Here is a 23,724-nt window from a genome sequence, read left to right as displayed (position 1 = left end):
TGGGGAGATGACTGCAGCCTAAGCCGCCCCGTCACCACCCGCAGGCGCGCGGGTGGCCGCGCTCGCCGGCTTGGCGCGCAGACGCGCGGTCTTCACCGCCTGCTCGCTGGTCTGCACGATCTCGATGGTGTAACCGGCGATGCGCAGACCGGTGCCCGGTTCGGGAATGCTTTCCAGCATTTCCAGGATGAGGCCATTCAAGGTGCGGGCGCCGTGCGTCGGCAGTTTCCATTTCAGCACGCGGTTGATCTCGCGCAGGCTGGTCGAGCCGTCCACCAGGTAGCTGCCGTCTTCCTGCGGGAAAATATCCCTGGAAAAGCTCAAGGCGTCGGTGGTGAATTCGCCGACGATCTCCTCCAGCAAGTCCTCAAGGGTCACGAGTCCCTGCAGATCGCCGTATTCGTCGACCACCAGTCCCACGCGCTCGCGATGGTGCTGGAAATTCAGTAATTGCTTGTGCAGCGGCGTACCGACCGGCACATAGTAGGGCTCATCCATGGCGGATTCGATTTCCTCGACCGTCACCCGACGATCATCGGCCAGCAGGCGCGGCAGGCGGCGCACATGCAGCACACCGACGATGTGATCGATGCTGCCGCGATAGACCGGTATGCGCACATGGTGGCTGCCGGCGAGCTGGTCGACGAGATCGCCGGGACTGGCGTCGAGATCGATACCGCTGATTTCATTGCGCGGCACCATGATGTCCTCGACCTTGCCCTTTTCCAGATCGAGAATGGCGAACAGCATGTTCTGGTGCTGCCGGGGAATGATGGCCCCGGCCTCCTTCACCACGGTGCGGAGTTCCTCGCGGCTCAAAGCCATCTCCTCGCCTTTTTCCGTGCGGATCCCCAGCAGCCGGAGCAGTGCATTGGCGATGACGTTGAACAGCCAGATCAGCGGGTAGGTGACGTTCAGCAGCGGCTGCAACACGTGTGCGGCGGGCAGTGCGACGCGTTCCGGATAGAGCGCGGCGATGGTCTTCGGCATGACCTCGCTCACGATCAGCAGTATCGTGCCCACCGCGAATCCCAGGGCCGCGACGCCCTCGGTCTGATGCTTCGAGCCATGGAAAAGCGAAAGTCCGATGAAGGTCGCAACCTGGGAAACGGCGAAATTGGTAAAGGTGTTGCCGACCAGCAGCAGTCCGATCAAACGATCCGGACGTTCCAGCAGTTGCTGCGCCTTGATCGCGCCGCTGTTTTTCTGGGTGGTCAGGTGACGCAGCCGGTAGCGGTTGAGCGCCATCATTGCCGTTTCCGAACCGGCGAAGCAGGCGGACAACAGCAGCAGGGTGGCCAGAATAATCAGCAGGGACTGCAGTGGGATGTATTCCATGGTGACCTCGATACGGTCGAGCCGTTAACCCATTGGCGAAAAATGGTGGATGTTCAAACGCGGTGGAGAATCAACTGCAACACGAATTCGGAGCCGAAAAACGCCAGTGCCAGCAGCGCGAAGCCGCCCAGCGTGTAGTTGACCGCGATGCGCCCGCGCCAGCCGCGCTGATAACGTCCCCACAGCAGCAGGGCGAAGACGCACCAGGCCAGCAGCGACAGCACGGTTTTGTGCACCAGATGCTGGGCCATGAGGTTTTCGACGAACATGAAGCCGCTGATCAACCCCAGGCTGAGTAGAAACAGCCCGCCGGCCAGCAGTTGGAAAAGCAGCGACTCCATGGTGGCGAGCGGCGGCAGCGCGAGCAATACCTGATGAGGGCGGTGCTGCCGCAATAAATGATCGGCGACGGCCAGCAGCACGGCCTCCAGCGCGGCGATGGCCAGCACGCTGTAGGCGAGCAGTGAAAGTACGATATGCACGCTGACCCCCGGCGGGGTGTCGGGGGGCAGCAGGCGCTGGCTGGTGAAGATCACGTCCAGCAGTATGGTCAGCGCGGCGGCGGGGAACACGATGAGCGCCAGGCCGCCCACTGGCCGGTAAATGGACATGGCGATCAAGATCACTGCAATGATGAACATCACCAGGGAGGCGCTGTTGAAAATCCCCAGATTAATGCCTGCATCGGTGTGTATTCCGCGCCATAGCCCCAGTCCGTGCAAAACCACTGCGGCGCCGGCCCATCCGTAGGGCAGGGCCATGACGCGGGCCTGACGGGATGCGGCGATCAAATACAGCACCAAAGCGGCGACGCTGGGCAGGGCGGGGCTCATCGTTCAACATGATGGCATAATGCGCCGGTAGGTTGAAGTTTACCGCCCGCCTGGGCCCATGCCGGCACAAATGATGATGAGGGAAAACGCATGTTTGACAGTCTGACGCAGCGCTTAAGCCAGATTATCAAGAACCTGCGCGGGCAGGGGCGTTTAACAGCGGAAAATATCGATCAGACGCTGCGCGAAGTGCGCATGGCGCTGCTGGAAGCGGACGTGGCCCTCCCCGTGGTGCGCGAGTTCATCGAACATGTGCGCAATCGCGCCGTGGGCGAGGAGGTTTTTTCCACGTTGACGCCGGGCCAGGCGCTCATCCGCATCGTGCGCGATGAATTGACGGCCATCATGGGCCAGGCCAACGATGCACTCAACCTGCGCGCGACACCGCCCGCGGTGGTGCTGATGGCGGGCCTGCAGGGTTCCGGCAAGACCACCACCGTGGCCAAACTCGCGCGCCGGCTGAAGGAGGACCGCAAATCCGTCCTGGTGGTGAGCGCCGACGTCTACCGGCCGGCCGCCATCGAGCAGTTGCGCATCCTGGCCGCCGAAGTGGGCGTCGATTTCTTCCCCAGCGATACCGGGCAGCGACCGGTGCAGATTGTCACCGACGCGCTGCAGCACGCCCGCACGCATTATCGCGACGTGTTGCTGGTCGATACCGCCGGCCGCCTGCACATCGACGCGGACATGATGGCGGAAATCAAACAACTTCACTCCGCGCTCCATCCGGTCGAGACGCTGTTCGTGGTGGACGGCATGATGGGGCAGGACGCGGTCAACACGGCGCGCGTCTTCGATCAAACCATTCCTTTGACTGGAGTAATCGTCACCAAGGCCGATGGCGATGCGCGCGGCGGCGTCGCCTTGTCGGTGCGGCAGGTGACCGGCAAGCCGATCAAGTTCCTTGGCGTGGGCGAGAAGACCACGGCGCTGGAGCCGTTCCACCCGGATCGGCTGGCGGCCCGCATCCTGGGCATGGGTGACGTGCTGGGTCTCATCGAGGACGTGGAGAAAAAGGTCGACAAGGACAAGGCGCTGGAACTGGCCGACAAGATCAAGAAGGGAAAATCATTCGATTTAACCGACCTGCGCGATCAGTTGCAGCAGATGAACAACATGGGCGGCATCGGCGCGTTGATGAGCAAACTCCCGGGCGTCGCCGAACTGCCGAAGGCGATCTCGGCGGGCGCCGGCGACAAGGAAATTAAAAAAATGACGGCCATCATCGACTCGATGACGCGGCAGGAGCGCGCCTACCCGGACGTGATCAAGGCCTCGCGCAAGAAGCGCATCGCCGACGGTTCCGGCACGCAGGTCCAGGACGTCAACCGGTTGCTGAAGCAGTTCGACCAGATGCAGAAGATGATGAAGCGCGTTTCGAAGAAAGGCGGACTGATGGGACTGCTGCGCGGTCTACGCGGCCAGCGTCCGCCTGGCATGCCGTTTTAACTTTGCAGTAGATCAGCGTGGCGCCGCGTTTTGTGCGGCATGCTCGGCGACAAAGACATCGACCAGCGCCCGGGTCTCGTCATAGATTTTGCACAGACGGCTGAATTCAGCGATGCCATTGTTCCCCCGCGTCCATACCGTCTCCGAGGTGTAGGATTGCGGATCGGCGAGCGGGATCTTCTGCTTGAGCTTCAAGGCCACGGAATAGGAGTAATAGTAGTAACTGGCATAATCGACATGCAGATCCACCAGTAACAGGGCGGCTTGCGGCGTTTGGGCGATTTGATCGCGCGGGATGAGTTTGAGGCCGGCTTGGACCAGCCGCCGCTCTATCTCCGATCGCAAGCTGTCTTCACTGACTCCGCACCTCTGCACGTCGCCATAAAAACCATTGAAGTCCAGGGCGATGGTTTGAATGCCACGCAGTGTCAGATGGGAGAACTCGTCCGCGCCGTTGGTGTCATAGGCACTGGCTCCGTACGATCCCATTCCTGCGAGCAATGAAAAAACGAGTGTAATGAGCGGGCGGATATTCATGGTTATTTTTCTCCAGCGCTGTCTGGCATCAAAATTATAGGGTGTTGCGCTTGTCCCGTATATCAAGTCTTACAGAAGATGATGACTTCCCATGAATGAATTTGTGCTGAATGTGGAGCATTTGAGCAAGTATTACGGCCCGATACGGGCGGTGGATGACGTCAGCTTTCAATTGCGACGGGGTGGGATTTATGGCCTGTTGGGGGCCAATGGCGCCGGCAAGACCACAACCCTGGCCATGCTGCTCGGTCTGGTTACGCCGACGGCGGGGCGCATCACGATCTTCGGCCTGGATATGAGCCAGCACCGTTACCGGTGCCTTGAACGCATGAATTTCTCCTCGCCCTACGTGGAATTGCCGCAGAGCCTGAGCGTGCGCGAAAACCTTACGGTGTACGCGCGCCTGTACGACGTCAAGAACCGACCGCAGCGCCTGCGGCAACTGGCCGAAGAACTGGCGATAGGCGGCATCATGGATCGCAAATATCGCACGCTATCCGCCGGACAGAAAACACGTGTGACGCTGGCCAAGGCGTTGTTGAACGATCCCGACTTGATATTGCTGGACGAACCGACGGCGTCTCTGGATCCAGACAATGCCGACCGCGTGCGCGGCTTGCTTCTCGCCTACCAGCAGCGCACGCAGGCGACCGTGCTCTTGAGCTCGCACAACATGAGCGAGGTCGAGCGTATTTGTGACCGGGTCATGATCATGCGCACCGGGCGTCTGGTGGATCAGGGGGAACCCGCGCAACTCATTGCCCGCTACGGCCGCGCCTCCCTGGAACAGGTGTTTCTCGACATTGCCCGCGATGAGAACGGCGACAGCCGCGTGGTGGCGGGAAACGGTGAGGTCACGCATGTTTAAAAATGGCTTCAACTGGGGACGCGTGTACGCCATCGTGCTGCGTTATCTCTACCTGCTGCGTGGCTCCTGGCCGCGTATCATCGACCAGGTGTACTGGCCGACGGTGCAGATGATCATCTGGGGCCTGGTGACGCGCTTTTTCAGCACCCACAGTTCGTGGGTGGCGCAGGCCGGCGGCGTGCTGATCGCGGCGGTGCTGCTGTGGGACGTATTGTTCCGCGCGCAGCTGGGTGTATCCGTGGTATTCATGGAGGAATTATATGCGCGGAATTTCGGGCATTTGTTTTCCAGCCCGTTGCGTCCCTATGAGTTTATCTGCGCATTGCTGGTCATCAGTGTGTTGCGCGCCGTGATTGGCGTCGGCACCGCCGCCTTGCTGGCCATTCCGCTCTATCACTACTCCATATTCGACATGGGGGTTCCGTTGATTGCATTTTTCAGCGTGCTGCTGATGTTCGGCTGGGCGGTGGGGCTCCTGATTTGCGCGGCATTGCTGCGCTATGGACTCGGCGTTGAAAGCCTGGCCTGGGCCTCGATCTTCGCGTTGGCGCCGATCAGCGGCATTTATTATCCCATCTCGACCCTGCCGGAGATTATCCGTCCGTTGGCGTGGGCCGTACCCAGCAGCTATGTGTTCGAAGGCATGCGGGCGGTGTTGATTGAACACCGCTTCGATCTGCACTTGTTCGCGGGCAGTGTGTTGATGGCGTTACTTTATCTGGCGCTGGGGTGCTGGGTCTTATTCCACACCTTCCAGAGTGCGCGGGAGAAGGGGCTGTTGCTGCAGGCCGGCGAATGACGGTTTTTATTGCAGTTGCCGCAGGCTGTTCAATACGCGGGCGTGCCAGTGCGGCGAGGCGCAGAGTATGCCGCGGTTGTGCGCCAGATCGCCGCCCGTGCTCCAGTCCAGGGGACGTCCGTCGGCGTCCGTGACCACGGCGCCGGCCTCGGTGGCGATCAGGCTGCCCGCGGCATGGTCCCAGATTTTTTCCACATAGCCGCGTTTGCCGGGGACGCGCAGGTATACGTCGGCCTGGCCGCGCGCCACCACGGCATATTTCGCCTGACTGTCCAGCCGCACGGTCGAGGTTTCGCAGCCTAGATTTGCCAGCACGCGCGCGGACAGATCGTGGCGGCTGTGCGCTGATTCCACCGACTCGCATAACCGCAGAATTTGCGGCATGTCGCTGACACATTGCAGCCTCATCGGCGTCGCACTGGCAATGTTCGCGGGCACGCACCAACTGCCGCCGCCGGCAGTGGCATAAACAATCACGCCATGGGCATCCGCCCGATCGGGAGGCGCATGTGGATCGGCGGCAAGATTGGGGCACCCCATGACGGCAATTTGCACTTGATGCTTCTCCAGATAAGCCAGCGAAATCGCGTACTGCCCACCGCGCAGGAAACCCTTGGTGCCGTCAATGGGATCCAGTGTCCAGTAGCCGCCCGGGAGGGTGGCATACCGGCCGATGTCCACGGCGGCGATTACCTCCTCCGGCGTAGTTCCCGGCCACAGCGTTTGCAGCGCGGTCGTCACATCATTACATAGCAAGGCACCACCCTCGCCGCGCAACATGGCGCCCTCTTCTTCGCCGATCAGACGCAGCGCGCCGAGATGTGATTGCAGGCTGCGCGCAATGATGGCTTGGGAGGCAAAATCCGCGACCGTGACCGGGCTCTGATCGGCCTTGGTGATTCCAGCCACCGCGCTGCGCTTGGATTGCAACTGCCGGCTGATCACACAGGCCATGGCCACCGCGTCGAGCGCGGCATTCAAGAAGGGGGTCATAAGACGGGAGGCATGCGCACAGGGTGGGGTGCTGTAGGTGCGGGGATTATATCCATCACGCGTGTGCAGAGCCGTTAAAAGTGATTTTGTTGCAGTGCAATAATCGGCGTGATAGCATAAATAAACCAAGCCGCCTACCATAAAGTTAAGTACCTCACGATAAGCGAAACAACCATGGCCAACGATACCTCATCATCGACAGAAAATACCGACTGGTTCAAGGCCCAGACGCAGTTTTGGGAGAACTGGAGCCGCATGTACACCCAGGGACTGTCTGATACCGGTGGGATGTCCAGGGGGAATTGGGCGGAGGCGCTGGACCATTGGTGGAGCGCCGTGGCCAGGAACATGCCGGAACATCGGCAAATCTATGAGCGCGCGGTGGAACAAGGCAAGACCTTCATGATGCTGGCGCAGGAATTGATGAAATTCCTCACGGCGCTACCCGCCGGCGCGAAGGACGGCGACGGATGGAAGGAACAGCTCAAATCCCATTTTGATGCGATCAAGGACACCTTTGCCAAGGCGCAGACTGCGGAACTTCCAAGTTATCTTCGTGGTTTTTCCGCGATGTTCGAACTGCCCCTGGATACGTGGTTCCGCATGATGTCGGGCAGCGCCGTGATGCCCGGCGATGTTTTGCAGAACGTTCGATCCGAGGCGCTGGAAAAAATGGGCGAGCAGATGCACAAGAGCGTCGATCGCTTTCTTTCCGTGCCGGGTGTCGGCTACACCCGCGAGAGTCAGGAGCAACTGCAAAGATTCGCCCGCGCCATGCTCAACTATCAAAAGATGTTCCAGGAATACTTGAGCGCCCATCATCATCTCGGCATGGATACCCTGGATCGTCTCTATAAAAAACTCGTGGAGATGGGCGAGAAGGGTGAATCGATCAAGACCCTGCGCGCGATGTACGACCTGTGGGTGGATTCCGGCGAAGAGTCTTATGCCAATTTTGTCATGTCGTCCGAGTTTCAAGACGTCTATGGAAAAATGGTCAATGCCCTCATGGACGTAAAACACCAGGCCCGCATCATTCTGGATGAAAATCTTGGCGCCATGAACATGCCGACCCGCCGCGAAATGAACAGTATCATCAAGCACCAGAATGAATTGCGGCGTTCCATCAAATCGCTGCAAAGGGATCGTAACGGCCGTGGTGGTCCGGCGAACCGCCGTTCCCAAGAAATGGGTGATATTGCCGGTGAGCGGGCGGAAGAATCCGCGAAGACCGTGACGCAGAAAAAAACAGGCCGGGAAAAGGTGGTTTCGACCATGGCGGCCATCGCCGACGACACCAAGACCATGGCTGCTGAAAATTCCACCTCCGAATCACAACGTCCGGCCAAAGCCGGTCGGTAAATTTTCCATATGGAGCCCCATCCCGTGTTTCCATTCCAGATCACACCAGACGATGCCATCAAGGAAGTGCAGGAATTAGGCAACAAACTTTCGCTGGGCATGAAAACGCTGAGCGAACTGGGCGAAATCGACGTGGGCGCCACGGAGAAGGAGGCGGTGTACCGTGAAGACAAGCTGGTGCTCTACCGCTTCAAGCCTTTTGTGGAAAAACTCAATCCCGTGCCGTTGCTGGTGGTTTATGCGCTGGTCAACCGGCCTTACATGGCGGATCTTCAGCACAACCGTTCAATGATACGAGGCCTGATGGCCGGCGGCCTTGACGTTTACTTGATTGATTGGGGATATCCGGACGGCGGTGATCTGTATCTGACACTGGACGATTATATCAACGGCTACATGGGCCGTTGTGTGGATATCTTGCGCAAGCGGCATGGCGTCGACAGCATCAATGTCCTCGGCATCTGCCAGGGTGGCACATTCAGTTTGTGTTTCGCCTCCACCCATCCGCAGAAAGTGCGTAATTTGATCACCACGGTGACGCCGGTTGATTTCCACACGCCCGATGACATGCTCAGCCACTGGGTGAGGAAGGTGAATATAGATCAACTCGTCGAAACCATGGGCAACGTTCCCGGTGAGATGCTCAACTGGACTTTTTTGGCCCTGAAACCTTTCCGGCTTTTCGGTCAGAAATACATGGATATGATCAACACGCTGGATGATCCCGTCGCCGCCAAGAATTTCATGCGCATGGAAAAATGGATTTTCGACAGCCCCGATCAGGTCGGCGAGGCTTACCGCCAGTTCATGAAGGATTTTTATCAGAAAAACGGGTTGATCAAGGGCGAGGTCATGATCGGCAACAACCGGGTGGATTTGCAGAACGTTACCATGCCGGTGCTCAATATATTTGCCGCCGATGATCACCTGGTGCCGCCGGCCTCATCCAAGGCGCTGGAACGTTATATCGGCACCAAGGACTACACCGCACTGGAATTTCCGGGCGGGCATATCGGCATTTACGTGAGTGGCAAGGCGCAGAAAATGATCCCGCCGGCGGCGTGCGATTGGGTGAATCAGCGCACGTAGGACCAGGTTCAGGCACCTTCCCCGGTTTTTTCTCCGGCCCTCATGGCGTATTGTTGCCAGAAAGCCTTCTGCATCTCTTCGAACATCTTGAAGGAGCCGGCCGGATTGGACAGCAGGGCGGCCGGATCAAAGTTTTCCATGCCCTGCTTCATTTTCTCCCGCAGATAGACGAGCCACTCCTTTTGCAGGGGCTCAAAATCCGGCATGCCGAAAAAGGCGCGAAGCTCCTTCGGCGTGGCATTGATGTCGAGTTTTATTTTCATGGCCGGCCTCTTCGGGACAGTGATAGCACGCATAGTACAACTTAAACGCAGCCATAAAAAATCCCTTCAGAGCCGCCCCGGGGAGGGTCGGATGAAGGGAAGGGAGGTCAGAATCGTAAATGCTTATGCGGCTTTGCGGCCGTTGGTGGATTTCTTGGCGGTGGTCTTCATTACTGTCGACATCCACTCAGTCAATCCTGCGCGCGCCTCGTTAAGGATTTCGCTGGTCTTCTTGGCGTTGCTGAACAATTTCTCGTTGTACTCGGAAGCCAGCTTGGCCTGTGCCGCGAACAAATCTTTGTAGTCGCGTGTGCCACTGACCAGATTGATGTTCTTGACGTTTGCTTCCAGCGCAAGAGACAGCATCTGCATCTGGATATCAGTCAGCTTGCTGATCAGGCCGGTGCTGATCGATTCGAGTTCCTTGGTTGCTTCCAAGGCGGTCTTGCCGAAATCTTCCCACTGTTCTACGAAGGCGTTTTGCATATTTTCATCCTCATTGGTGGCATTCAGTATTCTTGACAATGATGCGCCGCACCATTTGCTGCGTCGCACAATATCGGGATTTTTACCCCTTGTCAATACCTCTTGCACGCAAATCGCGACTGACCATCACCTATGACAGATCAAGCAAATTTTCAAGCGGCAGGCGGACTTACAGTGCATAGCAGCATCAATATTGTAACCCCTTGATATAACAGGAGTGTTTCAGTTAGAGTGGCATGTTGAAATTTGGCGCGGGAGGGCGCAGCCTCCGCATACTTAGACTTTAACTAAACGAGTAATTTTAGGAGCGCGTCAATGACCGTCCAGCACGATGGCAGCAAGAGGACCAAAAACAAGGCACTATTGAAGTGGGTGGATAATGTTGCCGCCCGCTGCAAGCCGGAAAAAATTTATTGGTGTGATGGAACGCAGGCGGAATATGACCGCTTCTGCGAGGAACTGGTAAGGGCCGGCACCTTTATCAAACTCAACCCCGCCAAACGCCCCGGTAGTTTCCTTGCGCGTTCCAGTCCCAGCGACGTGGCACGCGTTGAAGATCGCACCTTCATCTGCAGCGCCAGAAAAGAAGACGCCGGTCCCACCAACAACTGGATGGATCCCGCGGAAATGCGCGGCATACTCGATAAACTTTTCGACGGCTGCATGCGCGGCCGCACCATGTATGTGGTGCCATTCAGCATGGGCCCCATCGGTTCGGGGATTTCACACATCGGTGTTGAAATCAGCGATTCACCTTATGTCGCCGTCAACCAGCGCATCATGACCCGCATGGGTCAGCAGGCACTGGATGCGCTGGGCGAGCATGGAAAGTTTGTCCCCTGCGTGCACTCGGTCGGCGCGCCGCTGGCACCCGGCCAGAAGGATGTCGTCTGGCCGTGCAACGACACCAAATACATCACCCATTTCCCGGAAACCCAGGAAATATGGTCGTATGGTTCCGGCTACGGCGGCAATGCGTTGCTGGGCAAGAAGTGCTTCGCGCTGCGCATCGCCTCGGTCATGGGGCGGGAACAGGGATGGCTGGCCGAGCACATGCTGATCCTTGGCGTCGAATCGCCACAGGGTGAAAAAACCTACGTCGCGGCGGCGTTCCCAAGCGCCTGCGGCAAGACCAACTTCGCCATGCTGATCCCGCCGGTCGACGGGTTCAAGGGCTGGAAGGTCACCACCATCGGCGACGACATCGCCTGGATCAAGCCGGGCAAGGATGGCAAGTTCTACGCCATCAATCCCGAGGCCGGCTACTTCGGCGTGGCGCCGGGCACCTCGATGCATTCCAACCCCAACGCCATGCTGACGTTGAAACAGAATTGTATCTTTACCAACTGCGCACTGACCGATGACGGCGACGTGTGGTGGGAGGGCATGACCGATCAATCGCCGGCGCATCTCATCGACTGGAAAGGCAAGGATTGGACGCCGGCGAGCGATGGCCCCGCTGCGCATCCCAACGCGCGGTTCACCGCGCCCGCCGGACAGTGCCCATCCATCGATCCCAACTGGGAGAATCCCGCCGGCGTGCCGATCAGCGCCTTTGTCTTCGGCGGCCGGGTCAGCAAAAATTTCCCGCTGGTGTTCCAGAGTTATTCCTGGGAGCACGGCGTGTATCTTGCCGCCACCATGGGTTCGGAGGCCACCGCTGCCGCCGTCGGCCAGGCCGCCATGCGCCGCGATCCGATGGCCATGCTGCCGTTTTGCGGTTACAACATGGCCGATTACTGGTCGCACTGGCTCAAGATCGGCCGCCAGAGCGTATCCACGCCGCCGCTGATCTTCCGTGTCAACTGGTTCCGCAAGGACGAGAACGGCAAGTTCGTATGGCCGGGTTTTGGCGAGAACATGCGGGCGCTGAAGTGGATCGTGGACCGCTGCAGGGGACGCGCCCATGGCGTGGAAAGTCCGATCGGCTGGCTGCCGCCGCACGCGGCGCTCAATTGGGACGGGCTCGATTTCCCGCGTGAGAAATACTATTCGATCATGAATATCGATCGTGAGAAGGCCCGTGCAGAGGCTGAAGAGCAGAAGGAGTTTTTCGCCAGGTTCGGCGATCGTTTGCCCCGCGAACTGGAACTGGAACGCGAGTTGCTGTTATCGCGGCTCAACCGTTCACCGGACACCTGGGAACTCAACAAAGCCGCCTGAGCGAAATTGCAATAACAACTTAAAGGCCCCGGCCGCGCAACGCGGGCGGGGCCTTTATTTTTTGAGGCCGAAAAGTGCGTCCAGTTGGGCGCGGGCGCTTTCAATTTTGGTTTGGTCTGGCGGGAGGAAGGCGCCGGGCTTGGCTTTGAAATAATCGCAGAAGTTGGCGCGTTCCTTGTCCGTCACCGGCTCGGCGATGGGCTCTCGGCACGCCCTGGCGGCGCGGAGATCGTAGAACTGACAGAATTTGCAGACATGCAGATCCGAATTGCACTTGGGACAGTGATCACGCCGGGTGATGGATATGCCGGCGCCACCCAGAATGTGGCCGCATTTCCAGCAGACAAGTTCGGTGGTCATCGCACAGGACTGGGCAGGGGTCCACCTGACGGCGCCAATCAGGTCTCCCGCGGTCCGTTTTGTTGAAACGCTTCAGTCTTTGGGAGGAGTTTCTGTGGGGGTGGTGGCGGTACCGGTGGTGCTGGAGCCGGAACTCACTGGCATGCCGGCCGCCTTTAGAAATTCGTTTTGCATGCGCTGCCAGAGTTCGAGGTTTTGTTCGGTCATTTTACTCCACGCAGTCATCGGGTTATTGCTGACGGCGCGGGTCATTTGTTCGCCCAGGCGTTGCTGCTGGTTGGTGAATAATGAGAGGCTCTGCTGGATATACTGGGCCGCCATATTTTGCAGCGACTTGCCATAGAAGCCAATCAACTGCTGCAAGGCGTCGGTGGAAAAAAGGGGTGATGCCCCCACTTCCTCCTGCTCAATGATGATTTGCAGGAGGATGCTGCGCGTGATGTCTTCCTCCGTCTGTTTGTCAACCACGCAGAATGGCACGCCCTGCATGATCAGATGGCGCACGTCCTCCAGCGTGATGTATTTGCTTTCCGTCGTATCGTACAGACGGCGGTTGGGATATTTTTTGATAATGCGTTTTTCAGCCATGGTTGCCCCCCACCAGTTACATCATGTGTTGTCCGCCATTGGCGGAAATGTTGGCACCGGTGATAAAAGCCGCTTCCGGCGCACATAGAAAATCCACCACGCAGGCGATCTCTTCCGGCTTGCCCAGCCGGCCGACCGGGATCTGTGCGATGATTTGTTTGCGAATGTCCTCCGGCACCGCCATCACCATCTCAGTGGCGATATAACCTGGAGAAACGGTGTTGACCGTCACGCCCCTGCGCGCCACTTCCTGCGCAAGCGCCATGGTAAAGCCGTGCATGCCGGCCTTGGCTGCCGAGTAGTTGGTCTGGCCGAGCTGGCCCTTCTGGCCGTTGATCGAGGAGATGTTGATGATGCGGCCGAAACCCCTATCCGTCATGCCTTGCACGACATGGCGGCTCATGTTGAAAACGCTGTCGAGATTGGTGGTCAGTACACCATCCCATTGTTCCTTGGTCATCTTGCGCAAGGTCGTGTCCATTGTGATGCCGGCGCAGTTGACCAGGATATCAACCGGGCCGATGTTTTTCTCCACGGCCCCGATGAATTTTTTGCAACTTTCAAAATCAGTGACGTCGGCCTTGAAGGGATGAAAGGTATAGCCCTCGCACGCCGCCTGCATTTTTTTGAGCTTGTCCTCGTTGCGATAGTTGATGGCGATCTTGGCGCCGGAATCCGCAAGCTGCTTGCAAATCGCCGTGCCGATGCCGCCTGTGCCTCCGGTGACGACGGCGACCTTGCCTTGCAGTGACGTCTTCAAGGTCTATCTTTCCACTGCCAGCGCCACGCCCTGGCCGCCGCCGATGCACAGCGTGGCGAGGCCCTTTCTGGCATCGCGGCGTTTCATTTCATGCAGCAGGGTGACCAGCACACGGCAACCCGACGCCCCGATGGGATGACCCAAGGCGATGGCGCCGCCGTTGACGTTGACCTTGTTTGTGTCCCACCCCAACTCCTTGTCCACGGACATGGCCTGGGCGGCGAAGGCCTCGTTGGCTTCCACCAGATCGAGATCGGTCACCGACCAGCCGGCCTTTTGCAGGCAGCGCCTGGTGGCCGGGATGGGACCGGTGCCCATGATTTTCGGATCGACGCCGGCAGTGGCATAAGCCACGATCTTGGCCAGCGGCTTCAGGTTCAGTTCCCCGGCCTTTTTTTCGCTCATGACGATGACCGCGGCGGCGCCATCGTTTATGCCGGAGGCGTTGCCCGCCGTGACCGTGCCGTCCTTGTCGAAGGCTGGTCGCAATTTGCCGAGCGTCTCGACGGTGGTGCCGTGACGCGGAAATTCATCCTTGTTGATGATGAGCGGTTCACCCTTCTTTTGCGGGATTTCAACGGGGATGATCTCGTCGTTGAACCTGCCGGCCTTCTGCGCCGCCTCGGCCTTTTGTTGCGAAGCGGCGGCAAACTTGTCCTGAGCCTCGCGGGTGAACCCATATTGCTTGGCGATGTTCTCGGCGGTTATGCCCATGTGGTAGTTGTTGAAGACGTCGGTCAGGCCTTCGTTGATCATGTGGTCTTTCAGCGGCCAGTCGCCCATCTTGGTGCCGACGCGCGATTTGGGCAGCAGGTGCGGGGCAAGGGTCATGTTCTCCTGACCGCCGGCGATGATGATCTCGGCGTCGCCCGCGCGGATGGCCTGTGCGGCCAGCGCCACGGCCTTGAGACCGGAACCGCAGACCTTGTTGATGTTCAATGATGGGATGGTGTGCGGAAGGCCGGCATAGATCGCCGCCTGCCGCGCGGGGTTCATTCCAACCCCGGCGGTCAATACCTGGCCCAGAATGACTTCATCGATTTGTTCGGGTTTGAGGTTGGTTTGCTTGAGCAGGGCGGCGATGACCTTGGCGCCGAGCTGTGCGGCCGGCATATCCGCGAACGCGCCGAAAAAATTGCCGATAGCGGTGCGTCCTGCCGCGACAATGACTACGTTTTGCATGCTCTTTTCCACTCAGGGTCAAAATTGGTATACATCACATTACATTACACGATAAAGGGTTGCAGCATTATTGTTCGCTGCACTGCACAAGAAATGGTAACAAAAAGTACCTGTCTGTGCTATAGGGGCATGTTGTGACTCAATAGTACCGGGGTCAATCGTCCTGATCGTTGTGTGATCTGCCTGCTTATGATTTTTGGTTGCCCGCTGTCATCGGGCAGCGAGCGCAAATTCGCGTCTGGTGGCGGTGGATAAGTTAAAGTTCTCACTATGAGGGCCATGCGCTCGATCCTGTTTTGTTGTTTCACGATCTTTTTTGCTGCGCAACCCATGCCGGCATGGGCCGTTGAGCGTGTCGCGCTGCAACTCAAGTGGTTTCACTCCTATCAATTTGCCGGCTATTACGTCGCAAGAGACAAGGGCTATTATCGCGACGCTGGATTGGACGTTGAAATCCGCGAAGGCGGCCCCGGCGTTGATTTTGTCAATGAAGTCATCTCCGACCGGGCTCAATATGGCACGGGTTCCGCCGGTTTGCTCCTCGACCGTTACCACGGCAAACCAGTGGTCATTCTGGGGGTTATTTTTCAGCATTCCCCAGACGTGTTAATCGTTGCGCAAGACTCGGATATCGTCACGCCGCAAATGCTCGTCAACCGGACCATCATGGACAGCGCCAGTACGCCGTCCATCAAGCCCATGTTGCTGAACGAGGCCGGGTCGCTGGATAAGTTCAGATTTCTGGATCAGACCGATGACAAAGAAGCATTGATGGACGGCAGGTTGGACGCCCTGTCCGGCTATATTACCGATCAGCCCTTCTTTTTTCGCGAACACCAGTTTCCGATACGGCTTTTCCGTCCGTTGCATTACGGGATAGATTTCTATGGCGACAATCTTTTCACTTCGGAACAGGAAATAAGCGCGCATCCGGATCGCGTCGCGGCATTCCGGCAGGCCAGCATAAAAGGATGGGAATATGCCATGTCCCATCCGGATGAGACCATCAACATCATCCGGCAATATGGAACGACCAGCACGCCGGAACATTTGCGATTTGAATATCAGGCCATGAAGGAATTATTGCTGCCCGATCTCATCGAGATCGGGCATATGAACCCGGGCCGATGGAAAAACATCGCCGATACCTACGTCCAGCTTGGTCAATTGAATCGTGATTATTCGCTGGAGGGGTTTCTTTATGATCCCACCGCGACGCCATCAATCGAGAAGCTGCAACGGGTACTTGGCGCCACTCTGGCAATGGTTCTCGCCGCCGGCGCAGCGATTCTGATGCTGTGGTCATTCAACCGTCGTTTGAATAAACAAAAATGGATTATTCAGGAATATAACGAACGCTTGCGGGCGCAACTCGCCGAAAACGAGGCGTTGCAAACCAAATTGCGCGAGGAGGTCATCCGGGATCCCCTGACCGGATTGTTCAACCGCCGCTATCTTGAGGAAACACTCGATCGTGAATTATCGAGGGCGGGGCGCGAACAAAGTCCGTTGAGCCTGGCCATGCTGGACATCGATCACTTCAAGCGCTTGAATGACACGCATGGCCACGCCGCTGGAGACATCATGCTGCGGTCGCTGGCTACTTTGTTGCGCGACTTCACGCGCACAGAGGACGTCGTCTGCAGATATGGCGGAGAGGAATTCGTGGTAGTGCTTCCCGCAACCTCCCTGTTTCATGCCATGCAGCGCATGGAGCAATTGCGTTCCACCGTTGAATCCTCACAGGTGCAGCATGAACGATTGGTTCTGCGAGGCACGATATCCATCGGCGTTGCGACATTTCCCATGCACGGCAAAACGAGCAGGCAATTGCTGCAGGCTGCTGATATCGCTCTCTACAAAGCCAAAGACAGCGGTCGCAACCGCGTCGTGGCCTACGAACCCCCCCGCCAGAACGCCGGCGCCTGATGAAGTGATGTCAAGTGTAATGGTTTTTCATCATTCTTTCAGCCGTGGCAGACGATGCCGGGGATATGCTGGCCCGTGGGCATGACCGCCAGACAAAAGCCGCCTTCCCTGGCTGCCGCCCTCGGCCGGTCATCAGGATTCACATAGCGGGGGAACATCCCGGAGGAGGTGCAGCAGCGGTATATTGCACCCTCATCCGGCGACGCGGGCGGCGCTTCGATCGCCGTTGACGCAGAACGGTCGGTCCCCTGGGCAGACCGATGGGTGCCGCCAGCCGCAGCAGACAAAACAGGCGGGAACACCGCCATGCAGCAGAGAATCAACAGGCAGTATTTACGGTTCAAGGTCACCTCCACGGGGATGCCCCGGGTTCATCGGAAGTGAAAGTCATTGGCTCATGTATCAATTGGTTAATGCTAAGACGCGCAGCATTATGCTGCAAGGCACAGCGGTAATTGCTGCATGGCAAGGTGGTTGACTCCGGGATCGCGGCCTATACTTTCCCAGAAGCAGAAATAATTTTCAGAAGCTGGTGAAGAATTCTGGCACAGCTCATCATGACTTCCTGCGGGTCTGCGCTTGCAAGGACCCGATCATAAAGGAGATAACATGGGCGAATACAAATCCGGAAATCCGGCAGACATGCTCACCAATGCCTGGCAGGCGGCGGCAAGACTCGGCGATATTCAACTTGACATCTGCAACAAGCTGGCGCAAACCCAGAATGACCTGATGGCCTTGTGGATAGAATATGGCACGAGGCAGATGCAGATATTCAATGGACACCGTGATCCCGCCGAATGCGCGGCGCTCGAATCCGACCTGATCACGGAGTACTCCCCCAAACTGTATGAGCAGACGGCGAAGGTGTTCGACATCTTCAAGTCGGCCACCAGCGATCTGGTCACTCAGCTCAATGGGCAACTCGCCTCTACGGCCGCCACCCAGGGTGATGAGGCCAAAAAACACCGGAAGGTGACAAAAATCCCCAAACCGCCTGCAGCAGCCTGAACGCTGGCGGCGGTATTCCCGCCGTATTTAGAAATGGATGGCGCGGCCGGAGACGGCGAGCGCGGCCTCGTGCATGGCCTCAGCCAGCGTCGGATGCGAATGGATGGTGAGCGCGATGTCCTCGCTGCTGCCGCCGTAGTTCATCGCCAGCACCGCTTCGGCGATCAGCTCCGAGGCATTGGCGGCGAAGATGTGCACGCCGAGCAGTTCATCGGTGCGGGCGTCGGCGATCATCTTGACCATCCCACCGGTTTCATTCATCGCCTTGGCGCGGCCGCTGGCCATCATCGGGTAACTGCCAGTCTTGATTTCGCGCCCCTCGGCCTTCAGTTGTTGTTCAGTCTTGCCGACCCAGGCGATCTCGGGCCAGGTATAGATGACCCACGGGACGATGTCGAGATTCACATGCGGATGCTGGCCGGCGATGTGTTCGGCCGCTGCCACGCCTTCCTCGGAGGCCTTGTGCGCCAGCATGGGTCCGCGCACGACGTCACCTATGGCATATACGTTCGGCAGGTTGGTGCGGCAATCGGCGTCCACTTCGATAAAGCCGCGCGCATCGAGCTTGATGCCGATACCGGCGGCATTTAGCCCATCGGTATTGGGTTTGCGTCCCACCGCAACGATTAATTTCTCAACCGTTACTTCCTGTTTCGCGCCTTTCAGTTCATAACTCACGGTGACCGCACCGTCCTTGACTTTTGAGCCGGTGACCTTGGCGCCAAGACGCATGTCCAGTCCCTGTTTGGTCAGGGACTTGAAGGCTTCATCGGCGATGGTCTTGTCCGCCGCCGGCAGAAAATCATCCAGCGCCTCCAGTACCATGACTTGCGCGCCCAGACGCCGCCAGACGCTGCCCAATTCCAGACCGATGACGCCCGCGCCGATCACGCCCAGTGTCTTGGGCACGGCATCGAATGCCAGCGCGCCGGTGGAATCGACGATGTTTTTCTGATCGATGGGGACGGGCGGGATGCGCGCCGGCACCGAGCCGGTGGCGATGATGATGTGCTTGGCTTTGGCGGTTTGTTTCTTGCCGCCCTCCGCTGTGGGATTCACCTCGACTTCATTGGCGCCCAGCAATTTGCCCTGGCCTTGCAGCCAGTCGATTTTGTTCTTCTTGAACAATCCGGCGATGCCCATGGTCAACGACTGGACGATCTTGTCCTTGCGCTTCTGCATAATGCCGACGTCCATCGCCGCGCCCTGCACGCTGATGCCGTGGTCCTTGGCGTGTTTGCTGATGTGCTCAAAATGGTGCGAAGAATCCAGCAACGCCTTGGAGGGGATGCAGCCGACGTTGAGGCAGGTGCCGCCCAAAGCCGGCTTGCCGCCGGCGCCGAGCCAGCCTTCGACGCAGGCGGTCTTCAGGCCCAGTTGCGCGCAGCGGATGGCGGCCACGTAGCCGCCGGGACCGGCGCCGATGACGATGACGTCGTAGTCAGCCACGGGATTTCCCTATATTTCCAGCAGCGCCAGCGCCGGATATTCCAGGTGCTCCTTGATGGCCACCAGGAATTGCACCGCCTCGCGGCCGTCGATGATGCGATGATCGTAGGACACGGCCAGATACATCATGGGCCGGACGACGACTTGCCCGTTTTCCGCCACCGGTCGTTCATGAATCTTGTGCATGCCGAGGATGGCGCTCTGCGGCGGATTCACGATCGGCGTAGACAGGAGCGAGCCGAACACGCCGCCGTTGGTGATGGTGAAGGTGCCGCCGGTCAAGTCCTCGATGGCGAGTTGACCGTTGCGCGCCTTCTCGGACAGATCGCGCAGGCGTTTCTCAAAGTCGGCAAACGAGATCCGATCCGCATCGCGGATCACCGGCACCACCAGCCCGCGCGGCGCGCTGACCGCGATGCCCAGATCGAAGTAATTGTGATAGAGGACATCATCGCCGTCGACCGAGGCATTGATGATGGGGAATTTCTTGAGCGCCTCGACGACGGCGCGGGCGAAGAAGGACATGAAGCCGAGCTTGACGCCATGGGTCTTTTCAAAGGCATCCTTGTAGCGGTTGCGCAATTCCATGACCGGCTGCATGTTGACCTCGTTGAAGGTCGTGAGCAGCGCGTTGTCGTGCTGCGCCTGCAACAGCCGTTCGGCGGCGCGCTTGCGCAGCCGCGTCATGGCCACGCGTTGTTCCGCTCGGTCGGCGGCGACGGGCGCTGCCGCGGCGGCCGGCGCGGCGCGGGACAGATGTTCGATGACATCGGTCTTGGTGATGCGGCCTTCCTTGCCGCTCGCCGGTATGGCGGCCGGACTGAGGGACTTTTCGTCCACCAGCTTGCGCGCCGCGGGGCTGAGCTTGGCGGCGGGGGGCGCCGCCGCCTTTTGTAGTACCGCCTTCGGCGCGGGGGCGGCTGCCGCGGATGCAGCCGCGACCGCGCCGGTGGCATTGGTGTCGAGGATGGCGAGCACCTCGTTGCTGACCACGGTGTCGCCCGTGTTTTTTTTGATTTCCTTCAATACGCCGCTTTCGGGTGCCACTACTTCCAGCGTGACCTTGTCGGTTTCAAGATCGATCAGGTTCTCGCCCCTGCTGACGGGTTCCCCCGCTTTTTTGCGCCACTCAAGCAGGGTGGCGTCGGCGATCGATTCCGCGAGCACGGGCACCTTCACTTCGATGAACATTTTGCCCCCTTTCCTTGCGAACGGCGCGACATACGGCTTTGCGCCGCCCCGATAGTATAACTAATGCTCAGGCCGTTTTTTTCTTCTGCGCGGTGCGGTCTTGCAGGCGGAGCGCGTCACTGACGATGGTTTTTTGCTGTTCCTGATGCAGGGCGAGCGAGCCCACGGCCGGCGCTGCGGAGTGCGGACGCGCCACAATGATCATGTTCTGCGGTGCGTGCAGGCAACTGAACAGGTTCAGGCTTTCGAGCAGGAAGGCGCAGGCACCCTGGTTGTGCGGTTCCTCCTGCACCCACACCACTTCGCGCGCGTTCGGATAGCTCTCGATGGCGGCGCGCAGATCATTGCGCGGGAAGGGATAGAGCTGTTCGATGCGCAGGATCGCAATGTCATCGATGCCGTTGGCGCGGCGCGCCTCCAGCAAATCAAAATATACCTTGCCGCTGCAAACCAAAATGCGATCCACCTTTGACGGCTGGATGGGATCGATCTCCTTCAACACCATCTGGTAACTGCGGTCGGTGATGTCCGCCAGGGTCGATACCGAGAGTTTGTGGCGCAACAGGCTCTTGGGCGTCATGACCACCAGCGGGCGCCGGTAGGGGCGCAGCATTTGCCGCCGCAGCAAGTGGAACATCTGCGCCGGTGTGCTCGGTACGCACACCTGCATGTTGTCCTCGGCGCACAATTGCAGGAAGCGCTCCAGGCGCGCCGAGGAATGCTCCGGCCCCTGGCCGTCGTAGCCGTGCGGCAGGAACAGCGTCAAGCCGCACAACCGGCCCCATTTGGCCTCGCAGGAGGCGATGAACTGGTCGATGACCACCTGCGCGCAGTTGGCGAAGTCGCCGAATTGCGCCTCCCAAATGACCAGTGCGCCCGGCTCCGAACTGCTGAACCCGTATTCGAAGCCCAACACCGCCATCTCCGAGAGCGTGGAATTGATGACCAGAAACTGCGCCTGGCCCTCGCGGATGTTCCGCAGTGGCAGGAAGGTTTCCCCGGTCTCTTGATGATGCAGCACGGCATGGCGGTGGAAAAAGGTGCCGCGGCCGCTGTCCTGACCGGAGAGTCGCACGGGGTAATCCTCATCGACCAGGCTGGCGTAGGCCAGGGTCTCGGCGAATCCCCAATCCATGGGCTGATTGCCCGCCGCCATTTCACGGCGGGCCTCCATGATCTTGGTCACGCTTTTGTGCAGCTTGAAATTTTCGGGACAGGTGGTGAACCGTCCGGCCAGATGCTGCGCCTTTGGCAGTGGCAGGGTGGTGTCGACCAGCGTCCACCAGTGGCCGGATTTGTACGGATCGAAGTTTACCGTGAATGACTTGTCCAGATTGCAGATCGGCGAACGGGATACGGGTTGATTTTCTTCGAGCATCTGTACGTACTGTTGCCGGATGCGCGCCGGATCGTCGGCGCCGATTACCGCTTCCTTTTGCAGGCGATCGGAATACAGCCTGACCAGTCCGGGGTGCTGACGGATGCGCTGGTACATGATCGGCTGGGTGGCCATCGGTTCGTCGGACTCGTTGTGGCCGTGCTTGCGGAAGCAGACGAGGTCGATGACGACGTCCTTCTTGAACGTCATGCGGTAATCGAGCGCCAGTTGTGCGAGGCGCAGCACGGCCTCCGGATTGTCGGCGTTGACGTGGAAGATCGGCGCCTGCACGGTCTTGGCCACGTCGGTGCAATACAGCGTGGAGCGTGAATCGAGCGGATCGGAGGTGGTGAAGCCGATCTGGTTGTTGACGATGATATGCACGGTGCCGCCGGTGGAATAGCCGCGCGTTTGCGAGAAGTTGAAGGTTTCCATGACCACGCCCTGGCCGGCAAATGCCGCGTCACCGTGAATCAGGATGGGCAGCACCTGGCTGCGCGCACTGTCACGGCGGCGATCCTGGCGCGCCCGCACCGAGCCCTCCACCACCGGCGAGATGATCTCCAGGTGCGAAGGATTGAAGGACAGGGTCAGATGCACAGGCCCGCCTGGCGAATCGATATCCGAGGAATAACCCATGTGGTACTTCACGTCTCCGGAACCGCCGCCGGCTTTTTTTTTGCCCTCGAATTCCTGCATCAGCTCGGAGGGCATCTTGCCGACGATATTGACGAGCACGTTGAGGCGTCCGCGGTGGGCCATGCCGATGACGATCTCCTTGATGCCGGCGCTGCCGCCGCCCTGGATCAGCTCATCGAGCAGCGGGATCAATGTTTCACCCCCTTCCAGGGAGAAACGTTTCTGGCCGACATATTTGGTATGCAGGTATTCCTCCAGCGCCTGGGCGGCGATGAGCCGCTCGAGAATTTGTCGTTTTTTCTCGGTGGAGAAAGCAGTCGCCGCTGCGTTGGCCTCCAGGCGCTGCTGTATCCAGCGCTTCTGTGGAGTGTCATTGATGTGCATGTACTCAGCGCCGATGGAGCCGCAGTAGGTCTTTTTCAATGCCGCCACCAGGTCCTTCAGCTTCATTTCCGTCCCGTCACCCTGGAAGGAGCCGGTGTTGAATACCGTGTCCATGTCATCCGTGCCGAGACCGTGGAATGCGGGGTCCAGATCGGCAACTTGCGGGCGTTCGTATTGATGCAGGGGGTCGAGGTCGGCCTGGCTATGGCCGCGGAAACGGTAGGCATTGATGAGTTGCAGTACGGCCACTTGTTTTCTGGCATGCGCGTCAGATACCCCCGCACCGGCGGGGGGCGCGGAATGGCGATGAACCGCGGCCTGGCGCAAGCGGTCCTGGATTTGATCATGCCGGGCGTCGCCGTTGCTGCGCGCTATTTCGGTTTGCAGACGATCAAAATAACCCCGCCAATCCGCATCCAGGGCGGCGGGATTGTCCAGATAGGTCTCGTAGAGCGCCTCGATGTATGCCGCATTGCCGCTGTACAGAAAGGAGGGCAGGGTGGTTTTCATGGTGACGTGTGCTTCAGGCGCTCACTAATTTTTGTTAAAGAGGCTTGATTATCCAACTCTTATGTAAGCCGCTTTAAGTAAAAAGTCCAGTCCATACCCAGAATTTGTCCCTTCCGCCATATTTTTTGTTCCGGCAGGCGGAATTATGAGCTTGCTGCGGCGC

At 58.8% G+C, this 23,724-nt stretch carries 22 protein-coding genes; 8 read left to right on the top strand and 14 right to left on the bottom strand.

Translation table 11 applies throughout. The features are described 5' to 3' along the window. Positions 1-18: 18 nt before the first annotated feature. Both VMH34_05350 and ccsA read right to left on the bottom strand, forming a co-directional pair. A complete protein-coding gene (locus tag VMH34_05350) occupies positions 19-1,338 on the bottom strand; it encodes an HlyC/CorC family transporter (GenBank protein ID HTT08199.1) in 1,320 nt (439 codons plus the stop codon). 53 nt (positions 1,339-1,391) lie between these two features. Then, positions 1,392-2,171, bottom strand: a complete 780-nt coding sequence (ccsA, locus tag VMH34_05345) for a cytochrome c biogenesis protein CcsA (GenBank protein ID HTT08198.1) — start codon at positions 2,169-2,171, stop codon at positions 1,392-1,394. Between the two features lie 90 nt (positions 2,172-2,261). Between ccsA and ffh the strand changes: the two genes are divergently transcribed. Continuing rightward, positions 2,262-3,620 carry a signal recognition particle protein gene (ffh, locus tag VMH34_05340; GenBank protein ID HTT08197.1) on the top strand — a complete coding sequence of 453 codons (1,359 nt, stop codon included), beginning with the start codon at positions 2,262-2,264 and terminating at the stop codon, positions 3,618-3,620. Between the two features lie 12 nt (positions 3,621-3,632). On the opposite strand, the gene VMH34_05335 is transcribed toward ffh, so the two are convergent. Next, positions 3,633-4,157, bottom strand: a complete 525-nt coding sequence (locus tag VMH34_05335) for a hypothetical protein (GenBank protein HTT08196.1) — start codon at positions 4,155-4,157, stop codon at positions 3,633-3,635. A 91-nt stretch (positions 4,158-4,248) separates the two neighbouring features. Here VMH34_05335 and VMH34_05330 point away from each other — a divergent pair, with 91 nt between their 5' ends. Then, entirely contained in the window at positions 4,249-5,025 is a 777-nt protein-coding gene (locus VMH34_05330; GenBank protein HTT08195.1) for an ABC transporter ATP-binding protein, read from the top strand. After that, positions 5,018-5,824 (top strand): ABC transporter permease, encoded by an 807-nt coding sequence (locus VMH34_05325; protein ID HTT08194.1) that lies wholly within the window; start codon positions 5,018-5,020, stop codon positions 5,822-5,824. Before VMH34_05330 ends, VMH34_05325 begins: the two co-directional genes overlap by 8 nt. Before the next feature lie 6 nt (positions 5,825-5,830). On the opposite strand, the gene VMH34_05320 is transcribed toward VMH34_05325, so the two are convergent. After that, a complete protein-coding gene (locus tag VMH34_05320) occupies positions 5,831-6,817 on the bottom strand; it encodes a 3'(2'),5'-bisphosphate nucleotidase (protein ID HTT08193.1) in 987 nt (328 codons plus the stop codon). 174 nt (positions 6,818-6,991) lie between these two features. Here VMH34_05320 and phaE point away from each other — a divergent pair, with 174 nt between their 5' ends. Next, positions 6,992-8,179 carry a class III poly(R)-hydroxyalkanoic acid synthase subunit PhaE gene (phaE, locus tag VMH34_05315; GenBank protein ID HTT08192.1) on the top strand — a complete coding sequence of 396 codons (1,188 nt, stop codon included), beginning with the start codon at positions 6,992-6,994 and terminating at the stop codon, positions 8,177-8,179. Positions 8,180-8,188: 9 nt separating this feature from the next. Next, positions 8,189-9,268, top strand: coding sequence for a class III poly(R)-hydroxyalkanoic acid synthase subunit PhaC (gene phaC, locus VMH34_05310; GenBank protein ID HTT08191.1), 1,080 nt, complete (start codon positions 8,189-8,191; stop codon positions 9,266-9,268). An 8-nt stretch (positions 9,269-9,276) separates the two neighbouring features. On the opposite strand, the gene VMH34_05305 is transcribed toward phaC, so the two are convergent. Then, the gene (locus VMH34_05305) at positions 9,277-9,531 is read right to left on the bottom strand and encodes a hypothetical protein (protein HTT08190.1); all 255 of its coding nucleotides are present in this window, start codon (positions 9,529-9,531) and stop codon (positions 9,277-9,279) included. Positions 9,532-9,654: 123 nt separating this feature from the next. Next, entirely contained in the window at positions 9,655-10,017 is a 363-nt protein-coding gene (locus VMH34_05300) for a phasin family protein (GenBank protein ID HTT08189.1), read from the bottom strand. 315 nt (positions 10,018-10,332) lie between these two features. Between VMH34_05300 and VMH34_05295 the strand changes: the two genes are divergently transcribed. Continuing rightward, positions 10,333-12,180, top strand: coding sequence for a phosphoenolpyruvate carboxykinase (GTP) (locus VMH34_05295; protein HTT08188.1), 1,848 nt, complete (start codon positions 10,333-10,335; stop codon positions 12,178-12,180). Between the two features lie 54 nt (positions 12,181-12,234). Here VMH34_05295 and VMH34_05290 read toward each other — a convergent pair whose 3' ends face one another. The 4 genes from VMH34_05290 to VMH34_05275 form a co-directional block, all read right to left on the bottom strand. Continuing rightward, positions 12,235-12,540 (bottom strand): hypothetical protein, encoded by a 306-nt coding sequence (locus VMH34_05290; GenBank protein ID HTT08187.1) that lies wholly within the window; start codon positions 12,538-12,540, stop codon positions 12,235-12,237. Between the two features lie 72 nt (positions 12,541-12,612). Continuing rightward, positions 12,613-13,128 (bottom strand): polyhydroxyalkanoate synthesis repressor PhaR, encoded by a 516-nt coding sequence (phaR, locus tag VMH34_05285; GenBank protein HTT08186.1) that lies wholly within the window; start codon positions 13,126-13,128, stop codon positions 12,613-12,615. Between the two features lie 16 nt (positions 13,129-13,144). Continuing rightward, on the bottom strand, positions 13,145-13,888 hold the full coding sequence (gene phbB / locus VMH34_05280) for an acetoacetyl-CoA reductase (GenBank protein ID HTT08185.1): 744 nt from the start codon (positions 13,886-13,888) through the stop codon (positions 13,145-13,147). Positions 13,889-13,891: 3 nt separating this feature from the next. Then, entirely contained in the window at positions 13,892-15,070 is a 1,179-nt protein-coding gene (locus VMH34_05275) for an acetyl-CoA C-acetyltransferase (GenBank protein HTT08184.1), read from the bottom strand. Positions 15,071-15,349: 279 nt separating this feature from the next. Here VMH34_05275 and VMH34_05270 point away from each other — a divergent pair, with 279 nt between their 5' ends. Beyond that, entirely contained in the window at positions 15,350-16,999 is a 1,650-nt protein-coding gene (locus VMH34_05270; protein HTT08183.1) for a diguanylate cyclase, read from the top strand. Positions 17,000-17,037: 38 nt separating this feature from the next. Here VMH34_05270 and VMH34_05265 read toward each other — a convergent pair whose 3' ends face one another. After that, a complete protein-coding gene (locus tag VMH34_05265) occupies positions 17,038-17,343 on the bottom strand; it encodes a hypothetical protein (protein HTT08182.1) in 306 nt (101 codons plus the stop codon). Positions 17,344-17,608: 265 nt separating this feature from the next. Here VMH34_05265 and VMH34_05260 point away from each other — a divergent pair, with 265 nt between their 5' ends. Then, positions 17,609-18,010: a phasin family protein gene (locus VMH34_05260; GenBank protein ID HTT08181.1), complete on the top strand. Its 402-nt coding sequence runs from the start codon at positions 17,609-17,611 to the stop codon at positions 18,008-18,010. A gap of 27 nt (positions 18,011-18,037) precedes the next feature. On the opposite strand, the gene lpdA is transcribed toward VMH34_05260, so the two are convergent. The 3 genes from lpdA to VMH34_05245 form a co-directional block, all read right to left on the bottom strand. Then, positions 18,038-19,459, bottom strand: coding sequence for a dihydrolipoyl dehydrogenase (lpdA, locus tag VMH34_05255; protein ID HTT08180.1), 1,422 nt, complete (start codon positions 19,457-19,459; stop codon positions 18,038-18,040). A 9-nt stretch (positions 19,460-19,468) separates the two neighbouring features. Further along, on the bottom strand, positions 19,469-20,650 hold the full coding sequence (odhB, locus tag VMH34_05250) for a 2-oxoglutarate dehydrogenase complex dihydrolipoyllysine-residue succinyltransferase (protein HTT08179.1): 1,182 nt from the start codon (positions 20,648-20,650) through the stop codon (positions 19,469-19,471). Positions 20,651-20,717: 67 nt separating this feature from the next. Then, on the bottom strand, positions 20,718-23,561 hold the full coding sequence (locus VMH34_05245) for a 2-oxoglutarate dehydrogenase E1 component (protein ID HTT08178.1): 2,844 nt from the start codon (positions 23,559-23,561) through the stop codon (positions 20,718-20,720). Between the last annotated feature and the right edge of the window lie 163 nt (positions 23,562-23,724).

The organism is Gammaproteobacteria bacterium (assembly GCA_035501935.1).
Classification (GTDB): Bacteria; Pseudomonadota; Gammaproteobacteria; order JAJPIJ01; family JAJPIJ01; genus JAJPIJ01.
Note: the sequence above shows the minus strand (reverse complement) of the source record. Positions and strands in the feature narration are given on the sequence as shown.